Consider the following 26,478-nt stretch of genomic DNA (forward strand, 5'->3'; position numbering starts at 1 on the left):
GTGTGGGGCTATCGCAACCTCGCAACAATCGAAAAAATTTTTGTGAAATGTGCAGTTGCGAACGGTCTGGCCGAAACCCTTGCGAGTACTAGGCTTGCGGGCATGTGGCGCTGCCGCACAGCCGCCGGCGTGCCCGAAATAGCGGTTGTCAAGACTGGTCATTCGGATTCGTTTCACTATACTTAGCCCAGTTTTCCGAGTCACACACTATATCTAGTAGTCAAACCGGGGAGCCGGCCCCAGGAGCGAGGCAGCAGCCGCCACGTCTGCGCATAGACTGCAAACCTCCCCCGCAAGGCCGGCATCACAAGAGTCCCTGGCGAAATGTTCACGTAAAGGCAGTCTGTCGCACCCGCTATGCAGCCGGGAGGGACGTTCTTTTTCGCCGCATTTCGCCAGGGACTCTTTTGTCTCTAAATAGCCAGGGTAAAAACAGGAGTTCTCATGCAAACGGCCCAGAACGAAATCACCACGGGTGGCGCCGCCGCCGGCGTTGCCAGCCAGGCTTCGACCACGCAGCAGACCCCCAGCGCCGCGACCTCGAATTACCCGGATCACAAGATCATTCGTCGCAACGGTGCCGTGGTGGCGTTCGAGCCGTCCAAGATCGCCGTTGCCATGACCAAGGCCTTCCTCGCCGTCAACGGCGGGCAGGGCGCCGCCAGCGCGCGCGTGCGCGAGATCGTCGAGCAGCTGACCGACAACGTGGTGCGCGCGCTGGTGCGCAGCCGCCCGAGCGGTGGCGCCATCCATATCGAAGACGTGCAGGACCAGGTCGAGCTGTCGCTGATGCGCTCGGGCGAGCATGAAGTGGCCCGCGCCTACGTGCTGTACCGCGAGAAGCGCAAGGCCGAGCGTGCCAGCGCCAGCGCCGAAGCCGTGGCCCGCGTGCAGGAAGCCGGCATCACCATCAACGTGACCGACGCCGGCGTGACCAAGCCGCTCGACATCGTCGCGCTGCACGCCCTGATCGACAACGCCTGCTCCGGCCTGGGCAATGCCGTCAGCGCCGAGCCCATCCTGAAGGAAACGCTGAAGAACCTGTACGAAGGCGTGCCGATGACGCAGGTGTACGACTCCGCCATCCTGGCGGCGCGTACCCTGATCGAGAAGGACCCGGACTACAGCCAGGTCACCGCCCGCATCCTGCTGCACACCATCCGCAAGGAAATCCTGGGCACCGAAGTGACCCAGGCCGAGATGGCCACGCGCTACGCCGAATACTTCCCCAAGTTCATCGCGCGCGGCATCGAGGCTGAGCTGCTGGACGAGAAGCTGGCCACCTTCGACCTGGCCCGCCTGGGCGCCGCGCTGGACGCCGGCCGCGACTTCCAGTTCAACTACCTGGGCCTGCAGACCCTGTACGACCGCTACTTCCTGCATATCGATGAAACCCGCATCGAAATGCCGCAGGCCTTCTTCATGCGCGTGGCCATGGGCCTGGCGCTGAACGAGAAGGACCGCGAAGCGCGCGCCATCGAGTTCTACCAGCTGCTGTCGTCGTTCGACTTCATGTCGTCCACGCCGACGCTGTTCAACTCCGGCACCCGCCGCTCGCAGCTGTCGTCGTGCTACCTGACCACCGTCTCGGACGACCTGGAAGGCATCTACGAAGCGCTGAAGGAAAACGCGCTGCTGTCCAAGTTTGCCGGCGGCCTGGGCAATGACTGGACCAACGTGCGGGCGCTGGGCTCGCACATCAAGGGCACCAACGGCAAGAGCCAGGGTGTGGTGCCGTTCCTGAAGGTGGTGAACGACACCGCCGTCGCCGTGAACCAGGGCGGCAAGCGCAAGGGCGCGGTCTGCGCCTACCTGGAAACGTGGCACCTGGACATCGAAGAGTTCCTGGAGCTGCGCAAGAACACCGGCGACGACCGCCGCCGCACCCACGACATGAACACGGCCAACTGGATTCCGGACCTGTTCATGAAGCGCGTGATGGAAAACGGCGAATGGACGCTGTTCTCGCCCGCCACCTGCCCGGACCTGCACGACAAGGTCGGCAAGGAATTCGAAAAGGCCTACCTGGGCTATGAAGCCAAGGCCGCCAGCGGCGAACTGAAGCTGTTCAAGAAGCTGCCCGCGCTGCAACTGTGGCGCAAGATGCTGGGCATGCTGTTCGAGACCGGCCACCCGTGGATCACCTTCAAGGATCCGTGCAACATCCGCAGCCCGCAGCAGCACGTCGGCGTCGTCCACAGCTCCAACCTGTGCACGGAAATCACGCTCAACACCAACGAGAGCGAGATCGCCGTCTGCAACCTGGGCTCGGTCAACCTGGTGGCCCACCTGGCCAAGCAGGCCGACGGCTCGTACGCCCTCGACCACGCCAAGCTGCAGAAGACCATCCGCACCGCCATGCGGATGCTCGATAACGTCATCGACATCAACTACTACGCCGTCGACAAGGCCCGCAACTCCAACCTGCGCCACCGTCCGGTCGGCATGGGCATCATGGGCTTCCAGGACTGCCTGCACGTGCTGCGCACCCCGTACGCCAGCGACGCCGCGGTCAAGTTCGCCGACACCTCGATGGAAGCCGTGTGCTACTACGCGTACCAGGCGTCGACCGAGCTGGCCGAAGAGCGCGGCCGCTACAGCACCTACGAAGGCTCGCTGTGGGACCGCGGCATCCTGCCGCAGGACTCGCTCAAGCTGCTGGCCGAAGAGCGCGGCGGCTACCTGGACGTGGACCTGTCCAGCACCATGGACTGGGACAGCCTGCGCGCCCGCATCAAGCAGCACGGCATGCGCAACTCGAACTGCATCGCGATCGCCCCGACCGCCACGATCTCGAACATCATCGGCGTGTCCGCGTGCATCGAGCCGACCTTCCAGAACCTGTACGTCAAGTCCAACCTGTCGGGCGAGTTCACCGTGGTCAATGACTACCTGGTGCGCGACTTGAAGGAACGCGGCCTGTGGGACGAAGTGATGGTCGCCGACCTGAAGTACTTCGACGGCTCGCTGGCCCGCATCGACCGCATTCCGCAAGACCTGCGCGACATCTACGCCACGGCTTTCGAAGTCGAGCCGACCTGGCTGGTCGAAGCCGCCAGCCGCCGCCAGAAGTGGATCGACCAGGCCCAGTCCCTGAACATCTACATGGCCGGCGCCTCGGGCAAGAAGCTGGACGACACCTACAAGCTGGCCTGGCTGCGCGGCCTGAAGACCACCTACTACCTGCGCACCATGGCGGCTACCCACGTGGAGAAGTCCACCGTGTCGCGCGGCTCGCTGAACGCGGTGTCGTCGGGCAGCGACAGCAGCTCCGCCATGGACGCAGCCGCCGCCGCAGCACCGGCCATGCCGGAAGCAGAAGGCGCGGTTTGCACCATGCGCCCGGGCGATCCCGGCTTCGAAGAGTGCGAAGCCTGCCAATAAGGCAAAAAAGACTAGAGAGCAAAAACCACCCCCTGTTTGCTCCCCTCTCCCGCTTGCGGGAGAGGGGCGGGGGTGAGGGCCGGCGCATCAACGAAGTAAAGCGTCAAACCTGACCAACCACCGCGCCCCCCAAACCGAATCACGGAGAACCACATCATGCTGAGCTGGGACGACGACGTTCAAGCCACCCCGCAGGCCGCACCGCAGCCTGCCCTGCAACCCGCTGCATCGGCAGCCACCGCCGACCAGCAAGGCGTCCTGCCGCCGAGCGCCACGCAAGCCGGCATCCTGGGCAACAACCCCAACGCCGCCGCCGCGCAAAGCAACCGCCGCGTCAACGCTGCCGACAAGCGCGTCATCAACGGCTCGACCGACGTCAACCAGCTCGTCCCGTTCAAGTACAAGTGGGCGTGGGAAAAGTACCTGGCCGGCTGCGCCAACCACTGGATGCCGCAGGAAATCAACATGTCCCGCGACATCGCCCTGTGGAAAGACCCCAACGGCCTGACCGAAGACGAGCGCCGCATCATCAAGCGCAACCTCGGCTTCTTCGTCACCGCCGACTCGCTGGCCGCCAACAACATCGTGCTGGGCACCTACCGCCAGATCACCGCGCCGGAATGCCGCCAGTACCTGCTGCGCCAGGCCTTTGAAGAGGCCATCCACACGCACGCCTACCAGTACATCGTTGAATCGCTCGGCCTGAACGAAGCCGAGATCTTCAACGCGTACCACGAAGTGCAGTCGATCCGCGACAAGGACGAGTTCCTGATCCCGTTCATCGACACGCTGACCGACCCGTCGTTCAAGACCGGCACGCCGGAAAACGACCAGAAGCTGCTGAAGTCGCTGATCGTGTTCGCCTGCATCATGGAAGGGCTGTTCTTCTATGTGGGCTTCACGCAGATCCTGGCGATGGGGCGGCAGAACAAGATGACTGGGGCGGCGGAGCAGTACCAGTACATCCTGCGCGATGAGTCGCTGCACTGCAATTTTGGTATCGACCTGATTAATCAGATCAAGCTGGAGAATCCGCATCTTTGGACGGCGGAGTTTAAGGCTGAGATTACGGAGTTGTTTAAGAAGGCGGTGGATTTGGAGTATCGATACGCTGAGGACACCATGCCGCGCGGTGTTCTTGGTCTGAATGCGCCGATGTTTAAGTCTTATCTGCGGTTTATTTGCAATCGTCGGTGCCAGCAGATTGGGTTGGATCAGCTGTTCCCGAATGAGGAGAATCCGTTCCCGTGGATGTCTGAGATGATTGATCTGAAGAAGGAGCGGAACTTCTTTGAGACTCGGGTTATTGAGTATCAGACGGGTGGGGCGTTGAGCTGGGATTGATAAAAAAGAAGAAGGCAGGCCAGTCCAGGTACGGCTCTAAGTCTGCCTTGGTATGCCGTATAGATGTCCTCGTGATGGGACAAGGGCGTCTATACGCAAAACGCAGGAAGTAGTCTGCGGGCGCCGTAAAAACTTGATCGATAGACGGAGTTGGGATGGCAGGCACAGACCCTCAGGTTGAGAAGTTTCTACAGGCACTCGTGGAAGAGCTTGTTATTCCCGTGTCCCGGTACGAACAGGCCGAGACCAGCTACAAGTCCCTGGGTGATTGGTTCCATCGGCCAGAGAGTTCAGTTCGGAATTTCGGTCCGGCAGTCTATGTGCAGGGATCGTTTCGCCTTGGAACTGCGATTCGGCCCATCAATGACACTGAAGAGTATGACATCGACTCTGTGTGTGAACTAAGGACGCTAACAAAAAGCGATCTCACGCAGTTCGACCTGAAGCAGTTATTGGGGCAAGAAATCAAGGCTTATCACGACGCTAAGGGGATGACCAAGCCGGTACGTGAAGGCCGACGCTGCTGGGTCCTGTCCTATGCAAATGGAGCCCAGTTCCACATGGACGTCGTCCCTGCGTTGCCGAACGGCGTAGAACAGAAACTTCTGCTTGAACGAGCACACTTTGACCCGAAGTGGGCGGATTCGGCAATTGCCATCACGGATCGTGATGTCCCGACCTATCGACTGCGGTCGGATATTTGGCCACGTTCCAATCCTAAGGGATATGGGGAATGGTTCAGGTCGAGGATGGCCTCGATTCTCCTCCGGCAAAAGCAGCTCCTCGTGGAGTCGTTGAGGAGGCAAGGCATCACCGCAAGTATCGAGAAATTGCCGGATTATCGCGTGCATACGCCCTTGCAGGCTGCCGTAATGCTGTTGAAGAGGCATCGGGACAACATGTTCGCCAGCGAACCTGATGTGAAGCCCATTTCTGTCATTATCACCACGCTGGCAGGGCATTCATACGGCGAACAAGACACCATCGCAGGTGCCCTCTATTCGATTCTTGAGGGCATGGATCGATACATCCGTCACGACGGCACCAAGTACATTATTCCGAACCCTACTGATCCATTCGAAAATTTCGCAGACAAATGGGAGAGGGAGCCTCGGAAGGCTGAGGCATTTTTTCGGTGGCTAGAGCAAGCCCGCCAAGATTTTGCCCGTGTTGCACGTGCCACCACGTTGCAAAGTATGAATGAAGCTGTTGGCGTACGGATGGGAACTGCGTTGTCGGAACGGGCAGTGCGGAGGGTAGGTGGAAGTAGCGGTGGGCTTCTGCGTGCGGCCTCCGCTGCACCGGCGGGGGCAGTTCCTACTTTCGGTAATGCGCCTAGGGTGCCGACGACGCCAAAGGGATTTGCATGAACTGGTGGCTGACCGAAGCCTCCCGTGCCAGGGCCGAGCAAGCCGAGCTCGCAAGATTGCTGGAGCGTGCTGAATGGCTCTCCAATGTCAACTGGCGGCTCGGCGATGACCTGAAGCTAGTCGCGGACTTCGACGTCGAGCACAGTGGGGAAAGGTTCAGTCTTTGCATTGCCTATCCTTCGACATTCCCGGATTCACCACCTATGGTGCTGCCGCGGGACGATAAGAGACTTTCTTGGCACCAATATGGACCCGGAGGAGAGCTCTGTCTCGAATTCCGGCCGGACAATTGGGATCCGTCGATCAGCGGTGCGATGATGGTCGAGAGCGCATATCGTCTGCTCTCAGGCGAAAGGCTAGGAGGAAACGAAGCCGGCGTTGTTCGGTCGGCTCATCAGGCGTCGATTGGCCGGGAAGCCCGCGGTGAGCGGATGAGGTTTGTGCTCGATGCGAGTTCCATCAATGTTCTTGCAGGACTGCCTGTCGACGTCCCTATACCGATCACTGCATGGGACAGGGTTGAAAAGCCGACGTGGGTTGCTTGTCTTGTCGATGTGGGGGATGAGGGCTCACTATGGTCGCAAAATGGCCCGAAGCCATCTGGTTCATCCGTAGCAAAGGGGTTCGCGTTTCGGACAAAGCGGGAAATTAGCCATTTTCGCGTGGAACCGGCACGTTTCGCTGAGCTGTTATCTACTGAGTTTCCCGAGCTCGCCGAGAAACTTCCTGAAAACCCCTTTGATGGCTTTGTGCTTCTCGGGGATGCCGAGCACTGGGTTGCGCTGAACCTCTATGCGTACCAAGGCAAACAAACGGTTTTTGGCTATAAGGTAATCATTGCTCCTGACGCGTCTGGTCGCTTGCCGGCGGGTCACGCCGAACTCGCACAGAAGCGCGTGGCAATCGTCGGATGTGGTTCTGTGGGGTCAAAGATTGCCATTACGCTTGCGAGAACTGGTATTCGAAAGTTCACGCTTATCGATGACGATATCTTTTTCCAAGCAAACCTCGTTAGGAACGACCTCGATGCACGGGTCATTGGCCAACACAAGGTTGATGCCTTAGCGGCTCGGCTTAGGGACATTGTCGTCGATCCCGAGATTTCAAATCGGCGCGTGGCCCTTGGCCAACAGGAGAGTGCCGGAACAACCGAGTCCGTCTTGGAGGAGTTGGCTCAGGCTGACCTGCTGATCGATGCAACCGCCGATCCCCGAGCATTCAATTTGGTTGCGGCGGTCGCGCGCCGCCAGCGCAAACCGATCGTTTGGTGCGAGGTGTTTGCAGGAGGGATTGGTGGCGTCATCGCAAGAGCGAGGCCGGATCTCGATCCGATACCGATGGCCGCAAAAGCCCAAGTCCGTGCTTGGTGTGATGCTCATGGTGTGCCGTGGCAGGAGGTTGAAGCAAACTACGGAGTGCAGCGAGAGCATGCACTCCCGCTCATCGCAGATGACGGTGATGTAAGTGTCATTGCCGGACATGCATCCAGGTTGGCGTTAGATATCCTGACACGCGACGAGAGCATTTTTCCATCGTCGGCCTATGCAATTGGGCTGGCAGCCGAATGGATCTTCAGCGCACCATTTGAAACCTGGCCAATTGATTTTCATTCCGAAGGCCAGTGGGGCGGGTCAATAGAAGGTGCATCTCAAGATGATGACCTTAAAGAACTTCTTTCCTCGCTTTTCCCGAAAGAGGTAGTGTGATCCGGGTCAGAATATCGGGGCAGGTGCTTGAGCGCATGAAGCAGGCACTGCGCAGAAATGGATTCCGGGAAATCGGCGGCATACTCATGGGACATGAAATTTCCTATGGGAATTTCATAATCGTCGACTTCTCCTTGGATGAGTTTTCAGGAGAACGTGCTCATTTCGTGCGCAATGCTGACCATCATCGGCACGCCCTTAAAAAGTTCTTCGAGCGAACAGGTCACAATTACAGCGCGTTTAACTATCTGGGTGAATGGCATTCGCATCCGGGTTTTCCGGTGCGAGCAAGCAACGTTGATCTCCTATCGATGCGGGACTTGGTTGAGGGAGAAAGAGATATCGAGTTCGCTGTACTGCTAATCGTGAAGCTTGGGTCTCTGGGGCGCCTTATCGCCTCGGCAGGTCTTCATCGGCGCGGCCAGAGGCCAGTACCTATCGAGCTCACAACCGACTAAGGAATCGCCGATGCGCTGGGATACCCTCGATTTTGTGATCCGCTCTGCCACAGGATGGCTGTTTCGCGCGCGCAACGCGGAGAGCTGGATTTTCCGTGGAGCCGTCGCGGTTCTAGTTGCAGTTCACGGTGCGAGCTGGATGTTCAAATACACCGGCCCTATCTGGAACCAACCCGGCTCCATCGAGATAGGGACGGGCGGCTCCGTTTCGGACGGCATCGTCTGGAGCGTTACTGTAGCTTGCATTCTGCTAATGCTAGGCTGTGCGCTGTGGGCGTGGAAGCGCTACGCGAACGAACGAGAGAGGCTCTCGCGGAAGAAGGTGCTTGTCATTGAGGGACGTGGATTGCGGGACGATGACGGTTCACCATTGGCGGCTGCCGTTCCTGCTAGCATCTCGGGTATCCGTATTGACTATCTTCTGGACCTGCGGCAACGCCAGGATGGAGTCATAGTAGAACCGGAGGACCTTTTGCAGCGGATCAGTACCATGAAGTCGTGGTTCCATCAGGCACAGAAGGGACATGACAGAAGCGATTTGTCGACTGTTTATGGAGGGCTGACCGCGGTTCCGTTGACCTTCCTGACAGGTGTGCTATTGGATGACGAAGGCGATGTCGTTGTCATGGACTGGGATCGGACAACCAGTCGATGGCGTCTACTGGATGGGCAGGATGACGGCTTACGTTTTGAGATCACAGGGTTAGAAGAAGTCGAACGCGCCCCCGAGATCGTGTTGGCCGTCTCGGCTTCGTACATGGTGAAGTCAGAAGATCTGGACACCACCTTTACGCATCCGATTGTTCGCATGACGCTTCCTGATTTTCAGTCGCCGCATTGGTCTCAGGCCAAGCAATCCGCTCTTGCGGATCAGTTCTTGGGGGTCTTGAAGCAACTCGATGCCAAGGGCGTCGAACGGATTCATTTGGTCTTTGCCGGGCAAAACAGCGTCGTATTCAATCTTTCTTGTCGGTATGACAAACGAAATTTGCCGAAGCTCATCGTCTATCAGTTCGAGCGGGCCCAACCGCTGCGTTATCCGTGGGGAATCGAAATGCCAGTTGCTGGGGAGCAAAAGGCCCGTTTGGTTATTGTCGACGGCCCTCAGCCCCAATCGTATGCGGCCTAAGATTTGAGCGATCCATTCAACCTGCATCTATCCATCCGATGGTCATTGAGTATTGAGCAGACAGCACTATTGCGTTCAACGGCCCGTGTAGCCTAGTGCGTTGCATTCTCTTGTTGAATCTGGTGGCGATCAGACTCAATGCCCCGACGGTCCTTGCCCCTCATTTTTTATTCCACCCGGACAACAATCCGCTTGCGCCGTATCGTCAGCTTCACCGTTTGACCGATACTGAATCCTGCTTGCTCTAACCAAACGCCTTGCAACCGAATCCAAGGTATCGCTCGCAATCCGGTGAAGTTATTTTTGATACCTGGAACAACCGAGAAGTGGGTTTGACTAATCTTGATAGTCCGAACGTGCGTGCAAGCGGATCTGATCTTCACTGCGGCTCCTGAAAGAATGTCCGCAAGCTGTCCGGGTGCGGTAAGTCCGCTGCAAGAGTGTGTTCAGCACTTGACGAGATAGAGGCTACGTAAGACCGTTGCCGCTGGCAATCCCCTATAAGGACACGTCGTATCGCGCTCCCCCGCCCGCCACTAGCGTCCCGACACCCAGCGCGACCACAGTCCCAACCACTGCGATTCGACTCCGTCATCGACGTAGCCAGCAGCCCCTTCAGTCAGGTGAAGCCTGCCATGGCGCGAGAGTTGCGGGGCGCGGGTGGCGTTGCGACAACGCACTGGAAGTCATCCAAGTCATGAGGTATTGCCGCTGGCGGCGAACTGCACCGCGTCGTACGAGACCCATACTTGCAGACCAGCCGGTCGCGGGGGAACGACGCGCTCCTACCGCAAGACCCCTTGCTCCTGAGGCCTACGGCTCAATCGACTTGCGATCTCCCATCCATTGCCGCGCAATCGACAAGAAGGCCTGCAACAGTTCAGGGGCTCTTTCCGCGCTGTACACAACACCAAGCGGTGACAGCGGTGCCGTGATAGCAACGTCAAGTTGGTGGACGCGCCCGCTAGCGATCAGACCCCTCGACACACTGCGTGGCAGAAGTGTAACGGCGCCGGGCTGCTGCAGGAATCCTTCCAGCACCGATAGGGAAATGGTCGAGAGCGGAAACAACATGGCATCGGGCAGCGCGCTCAGTACTACGCGATCGAACAACTCTCTCAACTGGACGCTCGAAGCGGGTAGCACCCAGCGTGCACCATCCAATGCGGTGATAGCCAAGCTGGCCATCGTGGACAGCGGATGGGACGATGCAGCGACGATGATGGCATCGTCTTCAAGCAGCGGCTCGAACATGAGTTCTGCCGGCATTTGTAGCGGTGTCCTGCAGAACAAGGCATCGAGACCGCCGCCAATCAGCACCGGTAGCAAGCGCGCGTCGGTGTCTTCCGCCAAGTCGATGTGCACATCAGGATGCCGTCTGTAAAAGGCCGGCAAGAGCGGCGCGATCAGTGCGTAGGAAGCCGCTGGTATGGAGCCGATGCGCAACGCGTTGGTCGTGCCCCGTTTGCTGGTTGCGAGGAACTCCGCAGCCTGCCTGATTCTGACAATGACTTCACGGGCATGCGATATCAATCCATGCCCACTCGCTGTGGGTCGAATGCCGCGAGCGTGCCGCTCGAACAATCTCATTCCAACAACTCTCTCCAACTCCGCCAGGGCTTGCGTGGCGGCAGACTGGCTCATGCAGAGCTCAGCGGCGGCACGCGCAATGCTTCCACACTCTTCGACCATCACCAGTAATTGAAGCTGCCGCAGACGTCCTTGCCTGATAAGCCGTCCGAAGATCGTCCTGGCAAGCGATAAGCTGCTCGTCCCGTCTGTCCCGGAACTATCAGGAGATCTCAAGGTTGTGTCGCTCGGGCCCATCATGGTGAAGGGCTTGACCAGGTGTCGGCCATTCATCGCTCGCATTGGAGAGTGGATTGGAGTCTAGGACGCTGAGTCTTCATCCCATACCGACAACGCTATCAAGCTTGATCTACATCAGAGCATGGTAGTCGCACCAAGCTCAGATATTGAGATATCCGGTAGCTCCGCCGGAAATTCATCTGCAGCGAGAGTCCCTTGCTCGCCTAGCATTGAGACGAATCGACGAGCGTCTTGACTCTGCCGATTCGATCGACGTTTTAAGGAGATGAAAATGACTGCACTTGGTAACCATGAAGCCATTCGCGCTTCAGCCCGACCGGTGATCCTGCGTAACGTCTACAAGGATCTGATCTCTACCGATCCATGCACATCAATCGCAGCACCGCTTGAGAACGTACGGCCGAAGCCGGCGATGCCAAAGAATCGGTTTCCCGGAGACAGTTCAACCCTGGCCTATATGTGACTACCCGTTGCGGAATTGACGCCGCGCACGGAGGCTTGCCATGTTGAAGGCAAGGATTAACATCGAAGATCTGTCGCGGACGCCTCGCAGGTGTGCCGGAGGCATTCGGTTTGGGAGTAGCGAGATTTCAGCATTTCCGAACCCATGCCTCTGCTCTCTATTCGCACAAGGGGAGAATCGTTGGCTTTACGCCGTACTTGAACGCAATAAGCATGAGCCGGCGGAACATTTTCCATCCGCGTGCGGCATATTGTCGTTCGAAGACTATGCCGGAGTTCACAAAGATATCTTGGATTGGCCACTCGACTATGTGCTAGTGGAAGCCGTATCGAACGGGACAAGTGCGCAAGTTCGGGTTACCTTGGGCCAACTGGGCGTTGCTCCTCTCTATGCTGCAGTCGGCACGGGGCATGTCGAGTTGTCATGGGACTGCGCAGACGTGGTTTCTCGCGGAGGTCACGCCGCGGACTTTGAGGTGCTGGCTCATGTTCTAGGTCTGCGCACCTTCTACGCTAGTCGCCAGGTTTGTACAGGAATCGCACTGCTGACCGAGCGTTCCTCGCTTCTCGTTGATGCCGAGGGCGCATCATTTATCTACCCTTCCGCTGCGCCAACGTTTTCGCCGCACGCCTTGCAGGAAGGTGTGGATGTACTTGGTGCGTTCGAGGCCTGTATGGCGAGCGCAACCGGTGCACGGCCCTTTGATGCGAGCGGATGTCTGGTGGAACTTAGCGGAGGCATGGATTCCGCCTCAGTTGCAGTCGCCACAACGCAACTCTCCGGTGCCCCTTTGCGTTCGGCTGGCATCGTACTCGCCCAGCCTGACCGAAACGTGCAAAGCAGGCGGCGGCGTTCGATCGTGCAGACGCTCGTTCTTGAGGATGTGTCGCTAGACATGTCAGCCTACATGCCCGTTGTTGATTTGGATTCTTCTGTGAGGGCACCAGAGCATCCTCTTGGTGAGTTTTACATCGAGGCCTTCGATGCGCTATGGCGACAGGCGGCAACGAAAGGTTGCCATGCCGTCCTGACGGGAATAGGCGGCGACGAGCTGTTTCCGCGATACGAAACGGACCAGCCGTCTGCAAGCAGGGTGAAACCTTCGAAACTGATAGCCGCGGAGAAGATCGCTCGGTCAATGCTGAGCCGCCGGGCACGTGTTGCCGCGGATACTGAGCCGCTTTACTGTGCACCGACCAGCACCATTCCGCAAACCGCGCTGCTAGCACATGTCGCTCGCTCGCCCTATATGATGCGGCTTGGACTGTGGCCAGTGAATCCGTTGTGTGACCCGAACCTGATCGGATTCTGCCATCGACTGCCGGTCAAGTTTCGCGGCGAACGTCGACTGCTTCGCCAGTATCTTCGCAGGCATTTGAGAGAAGATCTGTTTCCCATTGGCTATAAGAAGGAGACATTCGACTACGTACTGCCGGAGGCCATCTCGCTTCATTACGATCGAATAAATGTACAGCTCCGCGAATGTGCACTTGCCGACTTCGGTCTGGTCGATATGAAGGCGGTGCAAAGCGTGTTGAAGGGCGTCGCTGATACGCGTGATACTGCGGCGATGGCTCCGCTGGCGATCTTCCTGTTCCTTGAGCGATTCATGAGGCAGGTCACATAGGCGATGACCATTGATCGCGAAACCCAATCCGCTGGCGACGTCGCAATGGTGCGGCGGGCCGCCGCAACCGTCTACGGCATAGACGCGATCGACGTGCATGAAGTCGTGCGCGGGGTGAATCGAACATTCTCGCTGACGGATTCTGCCGATCGAACCTACTACCTACGTCTGTACAGAACTCATGGACGAGGCGAAGTCGAGATCGACGCCGAGCTGCGTTTGCTAGCGCGAATCGATCGGGATGAACTGCTGGAAGTATCGAGTGCACATTCAACGCTCCGTGGACGAAGGCGCTTTCGTCTTGCCTTGTCGGACGGTGCCATACGTCATGCAGCTTTGTTTGACGCCGCAGTGGGACGTCCTTTGGAGATGACCTGTGATGATCTCGCTGCAGCCGCGCACGCGCTGAAGCGTCTTCATGCGCAGCCTGCGTTGGGCGAGCTCGCACCAAACAGACATATTGCAGAGCTTGGTGAGGCATATCGGACGCTGAACCGTTTGGGCGAAGCGTTCGCCTTTGCCGGTAGCGCAGCAGCGACAGTCAGGGACCGTTGCAAGCACTTGGCGGCTGCTGGTTGGCCGCCTACGGGTACGCCCATCGGCTTCTGCCATGGCGATATCCGAATTGCGAATATGCGGATCGAAGGCAGGCGAGTCACGTTGTTCGACTTCGACGACTGTGGATGCGGGCCGCAATGGTTTGACCTGGCCACCATTGGATGGTGGCTCGAGACCGAAGGCCGAGACGATTCAGCATCTTTATGGCGTGCGTTCGTCAATGCCTATATGCCAGCGTTGCATGGTTCCCCGAGGTTTCTCCATGCGATCTCTGCTCTGATCCTGCTTAACGAGATCAGATCGATCGGCTTTCTGCTTGACTACTGTGTACTGGATGAGCCTACATGGCGTGAGCTGTGCAGGCGCTTGGATGATCTGAGCTACCGCGCAGTGTCAGGTCAGCTGGCCATTGACCGTTGGTCCGCGTAAGCAAGAAGAAAATTCCAGCGAAGGGGCTCCCATGAAGATTGAGATCCGCACTGTGAGGCATAGCGATCTCGAATGGTACAAGCTTCTGCATTCCGACGAGGCGTTCAACCGATGGATAGCGCGAAGAATCAACGATCCACAGTCCATGGAAGATGAGTTCTTGTTCAAGCTGGAAGCGCAGCGCGCCCGCCGCGGCGTGTTTGCTGTGGCGGACGTTGACGGCACTAGTCAGGGGTATGGCGTTTTGCTCTTCTCCGTTACGGGGGACAGCGCTCACGTCGAATTTGGCGTGGATCCTCGCTATCAGGGCAAGGGGATTGGCGGTTTGCTACTCGAAGAAGCGCTGCGTGCCGGTAACCGTATTGGACCGGGGCTGAGAACAATCAAAGCGCTGTGTCACCGAGATAACGAGGGCTGCATCCGGCTACTCAGGGCTCGAGGCTTCACGACATCAACGGCGGCCGGGTTGGCAATGCCGCCTCTTTTCGTCGGGTGGCAACGGCGAGTCGGCACTCAGGGGTGGGTCAGCTAGCTAGTTAATGATCCGGTTGTGATGCTCTCATGAGACATCGGCCCGCCATCGAACCGGACCTTATCCAACAGCGACCTGAACATTCTTGCGTTGGCATGGTTGCCGATGTGCAGGTCGTTGATCACTGCTTACATCAACCCGGTGCAAGTCAGCGGGAATACGCTGCCGCATCGAGCCGCTTTGTAGATTCAACGCACAGCGTGCAGCTTTCGCACTCTGCCGCAACGCCGATTTCCTTCCAAGTGACGGCTTCCAGCTCTCTAAAAGCCTGGCATGGCATATGCGTCGTTCCAACAACTTCGCCAACATCATGGAGACCATCATGCCAAAAGCATCCAGCATCTCGCAGGCAAGGGCGGACAAACGAGCGGGAAAGGCGCCGAGCACCCAGGCCGGTCATTTTGTTCGCGACGAGATCGAAGCGGTCCGCCATGGCAAGCATGGTGTGCGCTCGGCCAAGCAGGCCATCGCCATCGGCTTATCGGAAGCGCGCCGCGCTGGCGTCGAACTGCCGCCTAAGGCGAGTACCAAATCCGCGGCGGCCAAGAGCGTGGCCAAGCCCGCTGCCAAGAGTGCCGGTGAAAAGACGCCAAAGCGGCCTAGTTCCGAAAGCACGGCCAAGCGTCGCAGTGCCGCCATCAAGGCGCTCAAGCGAGAGAGTACGGCCGGGGCCTCGCATCAGGCGCTGTCAACCCAGGCCAAGCGCGCGGCCAGCAAGCGTACTGCGGCAGAGCGCTCCGCGGCGGCCGAGAAGGCTGCCAGGACAAAGGGTGCGGCCGCACGATCCGAAGCAGCCCAGAAGGCAGCGCGCACGCGTGCTGCGAACAAGCGGGCAGAACAGAAGCCCCGTTAGGCAGGTGTTTCGAGCGTGGAGGGCGGGTGCGTGCTACGGAACATTGGTATTGCCGTCACGCCCCGGCCTTCAACGGCGCCGATCAGGCGCCAGCGCCTAACCCCGCGCCGCCAAAAACCGCTGCCAGATGGAGCGACCCACTTCGTCATAACGACGTACCTGACTCCCAAAAGCGACACGATCCGCCACGCTCACAAGCGGCTCGGGCAGCATCGGATCGAACACCAGTTGCCGGATCGCCTGGTCGCCGAGCAGGTAGGATTCCTTGGCGGCCAGCTCCAATGGCAGTGTGTCGAGTTTGGCCTCCGATTTTTCAAGCAGACGCTTGCTCTCGCGGTAGCCTTTCACAAGCTCCTTCCCGTTCCACAGGCCGCGAGCCTTCGATTCCAGCCCGGCGTCGAAGTCCCGTACCGTAAAGACCGGCGCACTGTTCTCGACGCCAAGGCCGTAGAGCCGTTCGCGCGCATGGGCGACGCCTCCGGCGAGGTTATCCGGCCGAACATACAGGCCTTCCTCGAGCTGCCGCATGCCGACGAGCGCCAGGGCGCGCTCGCGCGCTCGCAGTGCCGTGCGATCGCTTCGTCCCAGGCCGGCAATCAACACGGCGATCCAAGTGCCATCCCAGGGGCGCACGCGTTGCTCCGCGATTCGCCAGGCGGAGATGTCCTCCCCCAGCGCGCGCCCTTCGGGGCCTAGCCGATACGTTCCTCTTCCCGCTGCCTCGATCAGATCAGCGCTCGCCAGGCGGGTGAGCGCCACCCGCGCATTGTTGTCCGAGATCCCGAAGAGCGCGCAGGCGCGGATGGCGTCAGCGGCGTCGAGGGTCTCCGTCTCTGATGCCACCAGGAGCTTGAGAATCAGGCGGCGCGCTGCCGGGCCGGGAGCGCTCTCATCCAATGCGGCCTTTGATGGCTCAACCATAGGTTAGGGTTCTTCCTGATATTACTCGTTTTTGCAAAACGTGCGACGCTGTGTAATATTCATATTGCTTCCACGGATGAGAGTCTACCCATGTCAGCCAGGTCACAGTTCAGCACTCATGATGTCCAGAACCAGCCGTTGCCGCTGCCCGCGTATAACGCCTGGTCAACGGATCAAGCATTGCAGGAGGCCGTATCGCGGCACGGCGGAGCATGGGCGAGCGAGCACCTTGCGGCCTTCGGTGAAGTCACCGGCGGAGCGATGATGGAGTATGGCGAGCTGGCCAACCGGCACAAGCCGGTGCTGCACAGCTTTGACCGGTATGGCCGGCGCATTGATACGGTGGAGTTTCACCCCGCCTACCATCAGCTGATGAGCCACGCGATGCAGGGCCAGGTGCACAGCTTTTCCTGGCGGAATGAGGGTCGCGCGGGCGCGCACGTAGCGCGGGCAGCCCTGGTGTATCTGAACAGCCAGCCGGACGCCGGCACCAACTGCCCGCTGACGATGACACATGCGGCCATTCCGGCGCTGCGCAAGTCTCCGGCGGTTGCAGACGCATGGATCCCTCGGGTGACTGCCAGCGAGTACGACCCGCGCACCCTGCCTGCCCACGAGAAGACCGCGTGCACGATCGGCATGGGCATGACGGAAAAGCAGGGCGGCTCGGATGTGCGCAGCAATACCACGCGGGCACTGCTGCAACGCGATGGCACGTACGAGATCGTCGGGCACAAGTTCTTCTTTTCGGCGCCGATGTGCGATGCGCATCTGGTCCTGGCGCAGGCGGAGGGCGGCCTGAGTTGCTTTCTGTTGCCCCGTGTCCTTCCCGACGGCTCGCTGAATGCGGTCCGGATCCAGCGCTTGAAGGACAAGCTGGGCGACTGGAGCAATGCATCGTCCGAGGTCGAGTTCCAGGGAGCGACGGCTCAACTGGTTGGCGAGGAAGGGCGTGGTGTCGCGACGATTATCGAGATGGTGGCGCTGACCCGGCTGGATTGCATTGTCGGCTCGGCCGGGCAGATGCGGCAGGCCATTGTGCAGGCGCTCCATCACACGCGCCAGCGCAAGGCATTTGGGCGTTTGCTGATTGACCAGCCGCTGATGCGCAATGTGCTGGCCGACCTTGCACTGGAGAGCGAGGCAGCCATCGCGCTTGCGATGCGTATCGCGTCCGCCGTGGACGCGTCGCAGCGCGATCCCCATGAGGCCGCGCTCGCCCGTATCGGAACCGCCATCGGCAAATACTGGGTCTGCAAGCGCACGCCTGCGCATATCAACGAAGCGCAGGAATGCCTGGGCGGGATCGGATACGTCGAGGAGAACATCCTGCCGCGGCTCTATCGGCAAGCGCCTTTGAATTCGATCTGGGAGGGCAGCGGCAACGTGCAGTGCCTGGACGTCCTGCGGGCCCTGCAGAAGGAGCCGGGGGTTCGCGACGCCTTGTTCAAGGAACTCCGGGCCGCGCGCGGATTGCAAGATGCCTATGACCAGCATGTGGCCTGGCTGCAAAAGGCGTTCGAAGACCCGAGCGTGCTGGAGGCGCGCAGCCGGCTGGTGGTGGAGCGAACGGCATTGGCCCTTCAGGCGGCGCTGCTGTTGACCTCCGGCAATGATGGGATCGCCAATGCCTTCTGCCGCGCCCGCCTGACACAAGACAGTGGCTTTGCATATGGCACGCTGGACCCACAAGCGCCGATTGCACAGTTGATTGACCGCGCCAGCCTGATGGCGTGATCTCAGCCCGCGGCATGCGCAACGCGCCGACAATCCTCGCGGACGGAGCCGTTCGCAACGCGATATACGCGCTTCGCCCCCTTGATCAGCGAATGGCGATGCGTCACCACGATCAGCGTTAGTACCCGCTGCCGGACACGCGCAAAGATTCGCGCCTCGCGATCCGGATCGATCGATGAAGTAGGTTCATCCAGAATGATTACCGCTGGGCGGCGCGCAAGCGCACGGCCCAGCGCGACGCGCTGGCGCTCACCGCCTGACAGCGCCCGGCCTTGAATGCCGAGCGGGCGATCCAGGATATCCCCGCTTCCGTCCGCGGCGATCTCCTGCAATTCGAGCAACGCTACGAGTTCATGCAGGGCATGGTCGGATGGCATGTTGCTGCAGCCGTAGACCAGATTTTCCCTGAGCGAGCCCGTGAGGATCATCGGCGCTTGGGGCGCTACCGCGACTTCGCGTGCGATATCACTGACCGCCAGCTTGCTGACGTCTGCGCCAAATAGGTAAACAGTGCCAGCCGCGGGGCGGGCGAGCCCGAGCATCAAGTGGACCAGGCTTGATTTGCCTGCACCCGAAGGCCCGACGAGCGCGACCAATTCCCCCTGCCTGACAGTGATATTCACGTCCTGCAGAATCTGCTTGCCGCCTTGTGTTACCGCTGCTTGCTCGATGCGAAAGACTTCGTTCGCCGTACGGTCGATGTGCGCGCTGGATTCGCTGCGCTCGATCGGCAATTCCAGAAGCCCGAAACTCTCGCGCAGTGCGAGATGGTTGCGGCGCAAATCAGACAGACACCCCGCGAGATTCGTGAAAGGGATGGCCAGTGTCACGATATAGCTGGCAATCATGACGAAATCGCCGGCGCGGAATGTTGAATGGACGACGCCGTACGCGGTCGTCACCGTGAACAGCGTGAGCAAGAGGCCGGTGCAGATGGCTTGTGCCACAAGCAGAAGCGCGAGCCGGGTGTTTCCGCGGGTCACTTTGCCGATATAGGCCTCAAGCGTGCGGTGCAACGCGGCATCTTCCCGGGCGTACGCGTTGTTGAGTTTGATGTCGAGCATGAAGCCGAGCTTCTCAACAAGATGGCTCGACAACATGTCGACACCGCTGAAAATTTCTTCATGGGCGCCCTTGCTCTTGTCCGCGAGGAGCCATGTTGCGGCAAAGAGAAGCATCATGGAGATGGCAAATCCCAGCGCGAACGCGCCGCCGATCAGTTGCCACAGAACGATGCTGGACAGCATCAATTGCAGCACGGTCGGGCCGATTGCCCGGAACATTGCAAACGTGATGCCGCTGAAACCCGCGCGGCTTCGCGCGATGACGGAGACCAGTTTGCCCGGGTCTTCTGCGATCAGACGCGGGTAGTCCACCCTGATCAGCCTGGAAAAGATGGCGTTATGGAAGGCGGCGTCACATCTTGCGAGAACGGCCGCGGAGAGTATGGCCTTCAGCCAATCGAAAGCGCGCGCGGCAGTCCAGGCCAGACCGTACGCACCGGCAAGAAGCAGCGGAGCGCCCGTAGCGCTATGCGAAGCGTCTACAGACAGCGCATTGGTTGCCTCCCGCAAGAGGTAAGGGACCAGCGTCGACAAAGCTGCGCACAGCGCTACAAATAGCGTTGCTGCGCAGAAGTGGATGGGTAAGGCTGGATACTTTCTGACTGTGATTCGGTAGGCGAAGATCCAATCCTTGTACAAATCCAGGAGAAACCTCATCGCCATCACCTTCGGGCATCAAAGTCATGCGGGGTCTATGGACCAGATTGGTCATGCCATGTTGAACGAGACCATCTGATTACAGGTTAGGTATGCTGCAAGGCAAAGGTCGTCAGAGTATTCAGAAGGTTGAAATAGAAAGTTCTGGCGGTTTCGCTTCGCTGGACACCAAGAAGCGGGCGAACTTGCGGCACGGCGAAAGTTCTGCGCTTTTGCGCCGATACTTCGCGGGGATTCACCACAATCGTTGCTATACCACCCTTGAGGAACACCATGATTTTTGCGGTCCGCTTCCACGACAAGCCCGACCAACTCCCGCTGCGCAATGCGCTTTTGCAAGCCCATCTCGATTGGCTGGCTCAGCATCGCGACGCGATCCTGATCGCTGGCTCTCTGCGCGAAGCGCCGAACCAGGGAGCCGTTGGCGGGCTTTGGATTGTCCGGGCCGTGGATCGCGCGGAAGTTGAGACCCTCATTCAAACGGATCCGTTCTGGACGCATGGTCTACGCGAGCGCGTGGAGATCCACAGCTGGCACCGCGCCTTCGATGAACCGGTGACCATTTGACTCAGGGCTTCGCTCTGATGCAGCCCTTTCCCTCACCCTTGCAGAAACAGACGCATATCTTTGCAGATTAGGTCTGTTGCCATGACCCCATTGCGCCAACTACCTTGAGCAGGCCTGCCAGGGCAGTCAAGCGGCTGTCTCGAACATAATGATGGTGGAGGGGTTAAGGTGATCTCCGGACTTATTTGCGTTGGCGACCGGACAACGCACGGAGGGACAGTCATTACCGGCGATGCCACCAGCATCATCGGCAATCGCGCCATGGCTCGTGCGGGCGACATGACAATCTGTCCCAAGTGCAAGGGCACTTTCCCGATCCTCGCGGGCAACGGAATTATCACTGCGCCCAATGGCGTTCCCTACGCCAGGCATATGGACCGCACCGCCTGCGGTGCCAGGTTGCTTGCCAGCCAGGACACCACATTGGCAAGCGACATGGAAACGCCAGTCGCCGCCGACTTTGAACCGGCAGGGATCGCTGCGGTAACGGGGTCTGGCCTCTGCCTGGACTGTCTGATGAAGGCCGCTATGGCAGGCGCGGCAACCGTCGTCCGAGGGTAGCTGACGATGGATGTTCTCGATCGATACGGCCAACTCCGTACGGGCTTGCAGACGCTGAACCTGTATGCCCTGGTGGATGGCGCGCTGTATCAGCAGCATCGCGAGCGCCAGCTTGAACAGGTGCCTGGCGGGATAGTCGCCTTGTTCTCCGGTACAGCGGATGACGCGCTGGCGCACGCTGGCCCTTGGCTGGTTGACGCGGCTCAGGTGACGGAAGCGGTCCTGCGGGACTTGATCTCACTGGAGAGGGCGGCACCGGCCGTCACTTGGCTCATCGCTGAGGCCGATCTCACCGGGCTCACACAACTGCTGCAGTTGCGGCTCGACATCAAGCTGCCCGACGGAAGAACGGCGCTCTTGCGGTTCTGGGATCCGCGTGTACTGGCAGCTCTCTTTCAATTGATGGCCGGTGACCAACGAGCGGAGTTTTTCCGCCATATCCATGAATGGCATTTGCTGGACAAGGGCCTCAGAGTCTGGATAGGGAGGCAGCATGCTGACGCTCAGTGAAGCGCAATGGCAGGCGCTGCGGCAAACAGAGGCCAGAAATTTCGTCGGTGCTGTTTGTGAGCAGTTCTTGACTCATCGGCCGGAGCTGTTGCGCGAACCCGGTCGAGAAGAAGTCCTCGGGCGAATGCTGAATGGGCATGACTTCGCCGCACAAGTTGGCCTGCAATCCACACCGCATATCGTGAAGCTTCTCTATCTCTGTGCCGACGCGCCGCAGTTGGCAGTCGCTCCCGAAATTCGAACATACCTATTGAAGCCTGGCGCTGATCCGGAGCAGCGATTGGATGACTTGGCTGCCGTAATGATGACCATCTTGAGGGAGAAGAATTAATGGCAGCACTCGCGGCTCCCGCAATACGCTTGTTTGCAACAAGGGTGATCCAGTGGCTTGGTGCAGCGGCTGCTGCAGGCGCAGCGGCGGAGGCCGCTCGCCAGCGTACAAAGGACGCAGAGGATGCCAAGACCACGCCAATCTCGCGTGCCGAGCCGCAGACAAAGGCTAAGGAAAAATGCAAAGTCTGCCCGCCGGAGACGGGCCGTCCATTCGTGCGATCTACTGCAGGGTGGTCGCCTATCTCGATCGAGTATCAGGCACGGATTGGGGGCATGCCGGTCGGCCCCAACGTGATTACGGAATGGCAATTCTCGGGTGTGGTCTTCGACGGCTTTGCGTCAACCGAGTGTCTGCTGAAAGAAGCTAAAGCGAAATACGACCAGTTCTTCGACGAATATGGTGGAGTCTATTCATGGTGGGAAGAGGGCGCGAAAGCCATAGAAGGCGAAGCCTATCGTCAGGGAGCGGCCGCTCTGCCCAGGCCACCAGTACGGCTTCGGTGGCATTTCCTGCAGCCAGTCAGTTACCGGTATTTCTCTCAGATCATTCGGGCTGCATTTCCCGACATAGAAGTGGTCTTTCAGCCATGAGTTCCATACCTGCACTCGAACTCGCATTCCGGCGCAAGGAAGCTCACCTCATCGACATCAGGCGCCAGTTTGCGGAGCTGCATGAATTTGCACGTGTCATTGGCAGGTATTCGTCCCTTCTCGATGACTGGTATCTGTCGTCCAGCAAAAGCAAAGACGATGCGCTCCTGTACCGCGCCTTCGACGAAGACGGACCAGCCAGTGCGGCGCTGGCTGTCCTTGAAGAGCGCAATAGAGGTGTCACCGATATTCGTTCGATCGCACTTTGGAATGGCGCCGAGAAGACCGCTCAACAGGCGTCGCTGACGTCAACCGCCAATGTGCTTGGTCGACCGGACCGGATTGCGCTGTCACTTCGCGTTGAGCCCTCATTCTCTGACTGGAAAGTGCCGCTACTTTGGTTAGAGAAAGCTGTTGCCATCTGGCGACCGCTTGTCGCGGGCTTTGGCCCATTCTGGTACAGCGAGCACAAGGTTTTTCAGGATCGCCCAGGCGTGAGCTGGCTGTTCTATTTGCCGCGTGTCCTCTCGGAGCAGGAGGTGCCAGAAGCGGGACTGTTGCACCCGGTGCTGGATGAGGGAAGGAAGCAGGTTGGTACGGTTGTGATCAGCATCATCGATGAACCATTCTCTGAATTGAATCCTGAGCATGTGCGTGTGGCAAATGCAATCGAGATTCGGCTGGTTGATCAGGATTTGCTACCAAGGTACATCGATCTGTAGATGGTGTTAGGGATTGAAGTGCCGCTCAGTCCGGCTTCCGCCAGACCCAAGGGTTGTAAGCGTAGTTGACGGACCATTCTCGGGAAGCAATCCGGAACATGTCAGGGTGGCCAATGCCATTGAAGTTCGGCTTGTGGATCAGGATTTGCTGCCCAGATACATAGATTTGTAGAGCGGCGTTTGATTCCGTGCTATGCACCACGTCCAGCGGGGCGAGCGGCGCCGCGACGGGCGACGTCTGACCGGGCTTGGCCATGCCGACTTCACACAGCTTGCGGTGGCCAATGGTATTGAGGCGGCCGACGTGCAGCATGTCACTACATTACCACGGGTGCTGGAACACGCCTTTAGATCGGGTCGCTGCCGCTTGATTGAGATGGGTCAGATACGATTACGACCTTCTGAATTACGTTGCGCAGAGATGCGCAACGTAGCCGCAACACCGTTTCCAATAAGGTTTTAAGAGACCTCATCCGATGCTGGTGACCATGACCGACAATGTTGATGCCAGGGCTCGCTATTTCCTGGCTTGCGCTCAAGAGCTGTTTGGAGAGAGCTTGTCTGGTGTCGCGGAAACTGATTCCTACCTGCGACAGCCAGACTATTCCTCGCGAGCCGCAGGGCACTATTACTTGGTTCTCCATGGGGAAGAGGCAGGTAACACGGCATTCCGTGCTCGCTACTTGCAGGCCGAATTTCCGGAATTGGTACTCAACTATCTGACTGAGCGGGAACTGGCAGGGTATCCCCCACACGGGGCGTGGCAGTTTCACACATGCCCGTGGATCTATCGTAGCGAACGTGTAGATAAGGTACTCAAGGACGGAGAATCAGACTTGCCGGACGCCATCCGGCAAGCACTCTTTGGTTCGGCCCATATCGCACGCCTCTATTATTTGCGTAACCTCTCGGCCGAGACGCACACATGGGGCGTACGCCAGTTGGGCTGGGCAATGCGTTACACGGAAAAGGCGATATGCAAGTTGCTGGGGTTGCTTGAAAAAGGTGAGTATGGATTTCAAACCGTGGCGGGCCTGAATGAGGATGACATGGATTGGCTTGCGCATGCCAATCAGAACTGGCAGCCCATCGAACGTCTCTTATTGAAGGATGTTGATACGTTTCGACTCGCTGCGGCACGCGTGAGCGGGATCGTAGAGTCCTATTCTGCCTACATCTCTTCTTGCTTCCCGGAGACCCAACCCTTGGTTGCAAAAGAAGCGGAGGTCCCATCCAAGGCCATTGGGTCTATGACCGATGCGATAGTGACAGCATTGCAAGCCGCATTCCGCGACCGTTTGCTCTCATTCTATCTGCATGGAAGTGCCGCTCGTGGTGACATGAGGCCAGACTCTGATATCGACACCATGGCGATATTCGATCACGTTGATGCGGAGCTATTGGAGAGGGTTCGGCTCATACAGAGCAAGTTTAGCAAACTCACTATCTCCGTTTATAGTGCCGACAATATTAAGAATTATCCCAGGTTTCGCCGGTATGGTCTGGTTAGTGGTACCAGGCATATCGCTGGCCCGCTTGGTTTCGGCCAGGGTGGCATCTCGAGGGAAAGTGCCTACGGCATCATAAACAACGCTTACACCATTCGTCAGGTAGCGCGGGGATATCTGGTGGCGGGCGCCTATGGCCAACGCTCACATTACATGCTCAGCCTGATGGTCAAGTTGGCGGACCATGGGTGCCTTCGCCCCTTGCAGCAACTCGAGAGTGGTCATTATCCGGAAAACAGGTCAGCCGCGATCGCATACTTTTCTGGCGAGGAGCAAGCAAGCGCTCTGCTGCACTATGCGTCCAGGCTGAATGAAGAAGAGGCCCGTCTTCGCGAGTGCTTATTGAAAGGGAAGCGCGATTGCATGGGGCGCCATTGGTTCAAATTGGACGACTTCGCGACCGCAGTCGAGAAGAAGGCCCGCCGATACCTCACTTGAATCGTCAGCGTTGGCTTGTTTATTCGGGTCATATCCATATCAACGGTGACGAAGATGGAAGCGCTCAGTGACGAATTTTCGATGTAAGGGGCACGGGAAACCCGCAATTGCCGAGGCCCCGACGTTGAGCGGAAAATGTGAAAACGCGCGCAGCAGTCTCTGGCTCTGCACTGCTCGTGGCGGTTTCTCCAACATCGATCCCTACCTCGCCCCAACAACCCCCACCAGCGCGCCCACCACCGTGACGTCCCCCGCCCCCTCACGCAATGCCCGGCTGCATTTCGACCTCACCACCATCCAGCTCTTCATCGCCGTAGCCGACCAGGGCAGCATCACCCGCGGTGCCGAGCGCCTGCACCTGGCTCCCGCCGCCGCCTCCCGCCGCATCCTCGAGCTCGAATCCCAACTCGGCGTCGCCCTGTTCGAGCGCCTGCCCCACGGCATGGCTTGCACCGAAGCCGGCCGCGCCCTGCTGGCCCATGCCCGCGGCATTACCCACACCGTCCAGCGCATGCAGGACGACGCCGCGTCGTTCCTGGGCGGGGACCTTGGCGTGGTGCGGGTGGCGGCGCCAAAGTCGGCTGTGATCCAGTTCCTGCCGTTCGACATCCAGCGCTGCGCCACCGAATGCCCGGGCGTTCGCATCGACCTGCAGGAGATGAACAGCCAGGAAGTCCAGCAGTCGCTGCGCCGCGGCACGGTGGACATCGGCATCTACGAGGGCAGCCTGGGCGTGGTGGACCTGCCGACCGCGCCGTATCGCAGCGACCGGCTGGTGCTGGTGGTGGCGCGCGGCCATGCGCTGGCGAAGCGCAAGAAGGTGACGACGCAGGACGTGCTGGATTGCGACCTGATCGTGCTGGGCGAGAGTTCGGCGATTTCGGTCGCGCTGGAGCGGCTGGCGGAGGAGGCGGGGCGGGTGTTGCGGATGCGCATGCGGGTGAGCGGGTTCGACAGCATCGCGGCGCTGGTGGCGCAGAACCTGGGGGGCGGGGTGATGCCGGAGGCGATTGCGCGCGAGGTGGCGGGCGGCAGCCGCTTCGTCCGGCTGCCGATCGCGGGGGAGTGGGCGGTGCGGCATTTTGTGCTGTGTCATCGGCCGCACGGCGCGCTGTCATCGGCGGCGTCGAGCGTGCTGCAGGTGCTTGCGCAAAACGCGAAACCTGAATCCCGAAAATAGCGATAG

The 26,478-nt window shown here is 59.2% G+C and carries 26 protein-coding genes; 20 read left to right on the forward strand and 6 right to left on the reverse strand.

Translation table 11 applies throughout. The features are described 5' to 3' along the window. The first annotated feature begins 444 nt into the window (after positions 1–444). The 6 genes from LIN44_RS03715 to LIN44_RS03740 all read left to right on the forward strand — a co-directional run bounded on the left by LIN44_RS03715 (position 445) and on the right by LIN44_RS03740 (position 9,391). Positions 445–3,384, forward strand: a complete 2,940-nt coding sequence (locus LIN44_RS03715; protein WP_227313554.1) for a ribonucleoside-diphosphate reductase subunit alpha — start codon at positions 445–447, stop codon at positions 3,382–3,384. A gap of 156 nt (positions 3,385–3,540) precedes the next feature. Next, positions 3,541–4,728, forward strand: a complete 1,188-nt coding sequence (locus tag LIN44_RS03720) for a ribonucleotide-diphosphate reductase subunit beta (RefSeq protein ID WP_227313555.1) — start codon at positions 3,541–3,543, stop codon at positions 4,726–4,728. Positions 4,729–4,883: 155 nt separating this feature from the next. Next, positions 4,884–6,098 carry a nucleotidyltransferase gene (locus tag LIN44_RS03725; RefSeq protein ID WP_227313556.1) on the forward strand — a complete coding sequence of 405 codons (1,215 nt, stop codon included), beginning with the start codon at positions 4,884–4,886 and terminating at the stop codon, positions 6,096–6,098. Then, positions 6,095–7,804 carry a ThiF family adenylyltransferase gene (locus LIN44_RS03730; RefSeq protein WP_227313557.1) on the forward strand — a complete coding sequence of 570 codons (1,710 nt, stop codon included), beginning with the start codon at positions 6,095–6,097 and terminating at the stop codon, positions 7,802–7,804. The genes LIN44_RS03725 and LIN44_RS03730 overlap by 4 nt, the downstream gene beginning before the upstream one ends. A 35-nt stretch (positions 7,805–7,839) precedes the next feature. Further along, positions 7,840–8,262: a Mov34/MPN/PAD-1 family protein gene (locus LIN44_RS03735; RefSeq protein WP_227313558.1), complete on the forward strand. Its 423-nt coding sequence runs from the start codon at positions 7,840–7,842 to the stop codon at positions 8,260–8,262. 10 nt (positions 8,263–8,272) lie between these two features. Beyond that, positions 8,273–9,391: an SAVED domain-containing protein gene (locus tag LIN44_RS03740; protein ID WP_227313559.1), complete on the forward strand. Its 1,119-nt coding sequence runs from the start codon at positions 8,273–8,275 to the stop codon at positions 9,389–9,391. Positions 9,392–9,558: 167 nt separating this feature from the next. Here the strand turns inward: LIN44_RS03740 and LIN44_RS27610 are convergent, their stop codons facing one another. Continuing rightward, positions 9,559–9,774 carry a SymE family type I addiction module toxin gene (locus tag LIN44_RS27610; protein WP_227313560.1) on the reverse strand — a complete coding sequence of 72 codons (216 nt, stop codon included), beginning with the start codon at positions 9,772–9,774 and terminating at the stop codon, positions 9,559–9,561. Positions 9,775–10,204: 430 nt separating this feature from the next. Then, the gene (locus LIN44_RS03750; RefSeq protein WP_370641638.1) at positions 10,205–11,221 is read right to left on the reverse strand and encodes a LysR family transcriptional regulator; all 1,017 of its coding nucleotides are present in this window, start codon (positions 11,219–11,221) and stop codon (positions 10,205–10,207) included. 271 nt (positions 11,222–11,492) lie between these two features. Between LIN44_RS03750 and LIN44_RS03755 the strand changes: the two genes are divergently transcribed. The 5 genes from LIN44_RS03755 to LIN44_RS03775 all read left to right on the forward strand — a co-directional run bounded on the left by LIN44_RS03755 (position 11,493) and on the right by LIN44_RS03775 (position 15,683). Continuing rightward, positions 11,493–11,684 (forward strand): hypothetical protein, encoded by a 192-nt coding sequence (locus tag LIN44_RS03755; protein ID WP_227313561.1) that lies wholly within the window; start codon positions 11,493–11,495, stop codon positions 11,682–11,684. A gap of 40 nt (positions 11,685–11,724) precedes the next feature. Next, positions 11,725–13,311 (forward strand): asparagine synthase-related protein, encoded by a 1,587-nt coding sequence (locus LIN44_RS03760; RefSeq protein ID WP_227313562.1) that lies wholly within the window; start codon positions 11,725–11,727, stop codon positions 13,309–13,311. Positions 13,312–13,314: 3 nt separating this feature from the next. Continuing rightward, positions 13,315–14,298, forward strand: a complete 984-nt coding sequence (locus LIN44_RS03765; protein ID WP_227313563.1) for a phosphotransferase enzyme family protein — start codon at positions 13,315–13,317, stop codon at positions 14,296–14,298. A 31-nt stretch (positions 14,299–14,329) separates the two neighbouring features. Next, positions 14,330–14,830 (forward strand): GNAT family N-acetyltransferase, encoded by a 501-nt coding sequence (locus LIN44_RS03770; RefSeq protein ID WP_227313564.1) that lies wholly within the window; start codon positions 14,330–14,332, stop codon positions 14,828–14,830. Positions 14,831–15,152: 322 nt separating this feature from the next. Beyond that, positions 15,153–15,683: a DUF6496 domain-containing protein gene (locus tag LIN44_RS03775; RefSeq protein WP_227314334.1), complete on the forward strand. Its 531-nt coding sequence runs from the start codon at positions 15,153–15,155 to the stop codon at positions 15,681–15,683. 96 nt (positions 15,684–15,779) lie between these two features. Here the strand turns inward: LIN44_RS03775 and LIN44_RS03780 are convergent, their stop codons facing one another. After that, positions 15,780–16,604: a PaaX family transcriptional regulator C-terminal domain-containing protein gene (locus tag LIN44_RS03780; protein WP_227313565.1), complete on the reverse strand. Its 825-nt coding sequence runs from the start codon at positions 16,602–16,604 to the stop codon at positions 15,780–15,782. A 90-nt stretch (positions 16,605–16,694) separates the two neighbouring features. On the opposite strand from LIN44_RS03780, the gene LIN44_RS03785 reads away from it, so the two are divergent. Further along, entirely contained in the window at positions 16,695–18,341 is a 1,647-nt protein-coding gene (locus tag LIN44_RS03785; RefSeq protein ID WP_227313566.1) for an isovaleryl-CoA dehydrogenase, read from the forward strand. A gap of 2 nt (positions 18,342–18,343) precedes the next feature. Here the strand turns inward: LIN44_RS03785 and LIN44_RS03790 are convergent, their stop codons facing one another. Continuing rightward, complete coding sequence (locus LIN44_RS03790; protein WP_227313567.1) at positions 18,344–20,062, reverse strand: ABC transporter ATP-binding protein; 1,719 nt, start codon at positions 20,060–20,062, stop codon at positions 18,344–18,346. 86 nt (positions 20,063–20,148) lie between these two features. Continuing rightward, positions 20,149–20,337 (reverse strand): hypothetical protein, encoded by a 189-nt coding sequence (locus LIN44_RS03795; RefSeq protein ID WP_227313568.1) that lies wholly within the window; start codon positions 20,335–20,337, stop codon positions 20,149–20,151. Between LIN44_RS03795 and LIN44_RS03800 the strand changes: the two genes are divergently transcribed. From LIN44_RS03800 to LIN44_RS03825, 6 genes are all read left to right on the forward strand, one after another. After that, the gene (locus tag LIN44_RS03800; RefSeq protein ID WP_227313569.1) at positions 20,336–20,629 is read left to right on the forward strand and encodes a YciI family protein; all 294 of its coding nucleotides are present in this window, start codon (positions 20,336–20,338) and stop codon (positions 20,627–20,629) included. The two genes, LIN44_RS03795 and LIN44_RS03800, sit on opposite strands and share 2 nt — an antisense overlap. Positions 20,630–20,797: 168 nt before the next feature. Then, on the forward strand, positions 20,798–21,190 hold the full coding sequence (locus LIN44_RS03805) for a PAAR domain-containing protein (protein WP_112776850.1): 393 nt from the start codon (positions 20,798–20,800) through the stop codon (positions 21,188–21,190). 6 nt (positions 21,191–21,196) lie between these two features. Continuing rightward, positions 21,197–21,700: a DUF4123 domain-containing protein gene (locus tag LIN44_RS03810; protein ID WP_227313570.1), complete on the forward strand. Its 504-nt coding sequence runs from the start codon at positions 21,197–21,199 to the stop codon at positions 21,698–21,700. After that, positions 21,684–22,031 carry a hypothetical protein gene (locus LIN44_RS03815; RefSeq protein ID WP_227313571.1) on the forward strand — a complete coding sequence of 116 codons (348 nt, stop codon included), beginning with the start codon at positions 21,684–21,686 and terminating at the stop codon, positions 22,029–22,031. The genes LIN44_RS03810 and LIN44_RS03815 overlap by 17 nt, the downstream gene beginning before the upstream one ends. Beyond that, on the forward strand, positions 22,031–22,624 hold the full coding sequence (locus LIN44_RS03820; protein ID WP_227313572.1) for a restriction endonuclease fold toxin 5 domain-containing protein: 594 nt from the start codon (positions 22,031–22,033) through the stop codon (positions 22,622–22,624). Before LIN44_RS03815 ends, LIN44_RS03820 begins: the two co-directional genes overlap by 1 nt. Next, positions 22,621–23,346, forward strand: coding sequence for an Imm52 family immunity protein (locus tag LIN44_RS03825; RefSeq protein WP_227313573.1), 726 nt, complete (start codon positions 22,621–22,623; stop codon positions 23,344–23,346). The genes LIN44_RS03820 and LIN44_RS03825 overlap by 4 nt, the downstream gene beginning before the upstream one ends. Before the next feature lie 25 nt (positions 23,347–23,371). Here the strand turns inward: LIN44_RS03825 and LIN44_RS27615 are convergent, their stop codons facing one another. Next, positions 23,372–23,659, reverse strand: coding sequence for a hypothetical protein (locus LIN44_RS27615; RefSeq protein WP_370641655.1), 288 nt, complete (start codon positions 23,657–23,659; stop codon positions 23,372–23,374). A gap of 163 nt (positions 23,660–23,822) precedes the next feature. Between LIN44_RS27615 and LIN44_RS03835 the strand changes: the two genes are divergently transcribed. Both LIN44_RS03835 and LIN44_RS03840 read left to right on the forward strand, forming a co-directional pair. Next, positions 23,823–25,292, forward strand: coding sequence for a nucleotidyltransferase domain-containing protein (locus LIN44_RS03835; RefSeq protein ID WP_227313574.1), 1,470 nt, complete (start codon positions 23,823–23,825; stop codon positions 25,290–25,292). 67 nt (positions 25,293–25,359) lie between these two features. Then, positions 25,360–26,472: a LysR family transcriptional regulator gene (locus LIN44_RS03840; protein WP_227313575.1), complete on the forward strand. Its 1,113-nt coding sequence runs from the start codon at positions 25,360–25,362 to the stop codon at positions 26,470–26,472. The last annotated feature ends 6 nt before the right edge of the window (positions 26,473–26,478 follow it).

Origin of the sequence: Cupriavidus sp. MP-37 (genome assembly GCF_020618415.1) — a bacterium.
Classification (GTDB): domain Bacteria; phylum Pseudomonadota; class Gammaproteobacteria; order Burkholderiales; family Burkholderiaceae; genus Cupriavidus.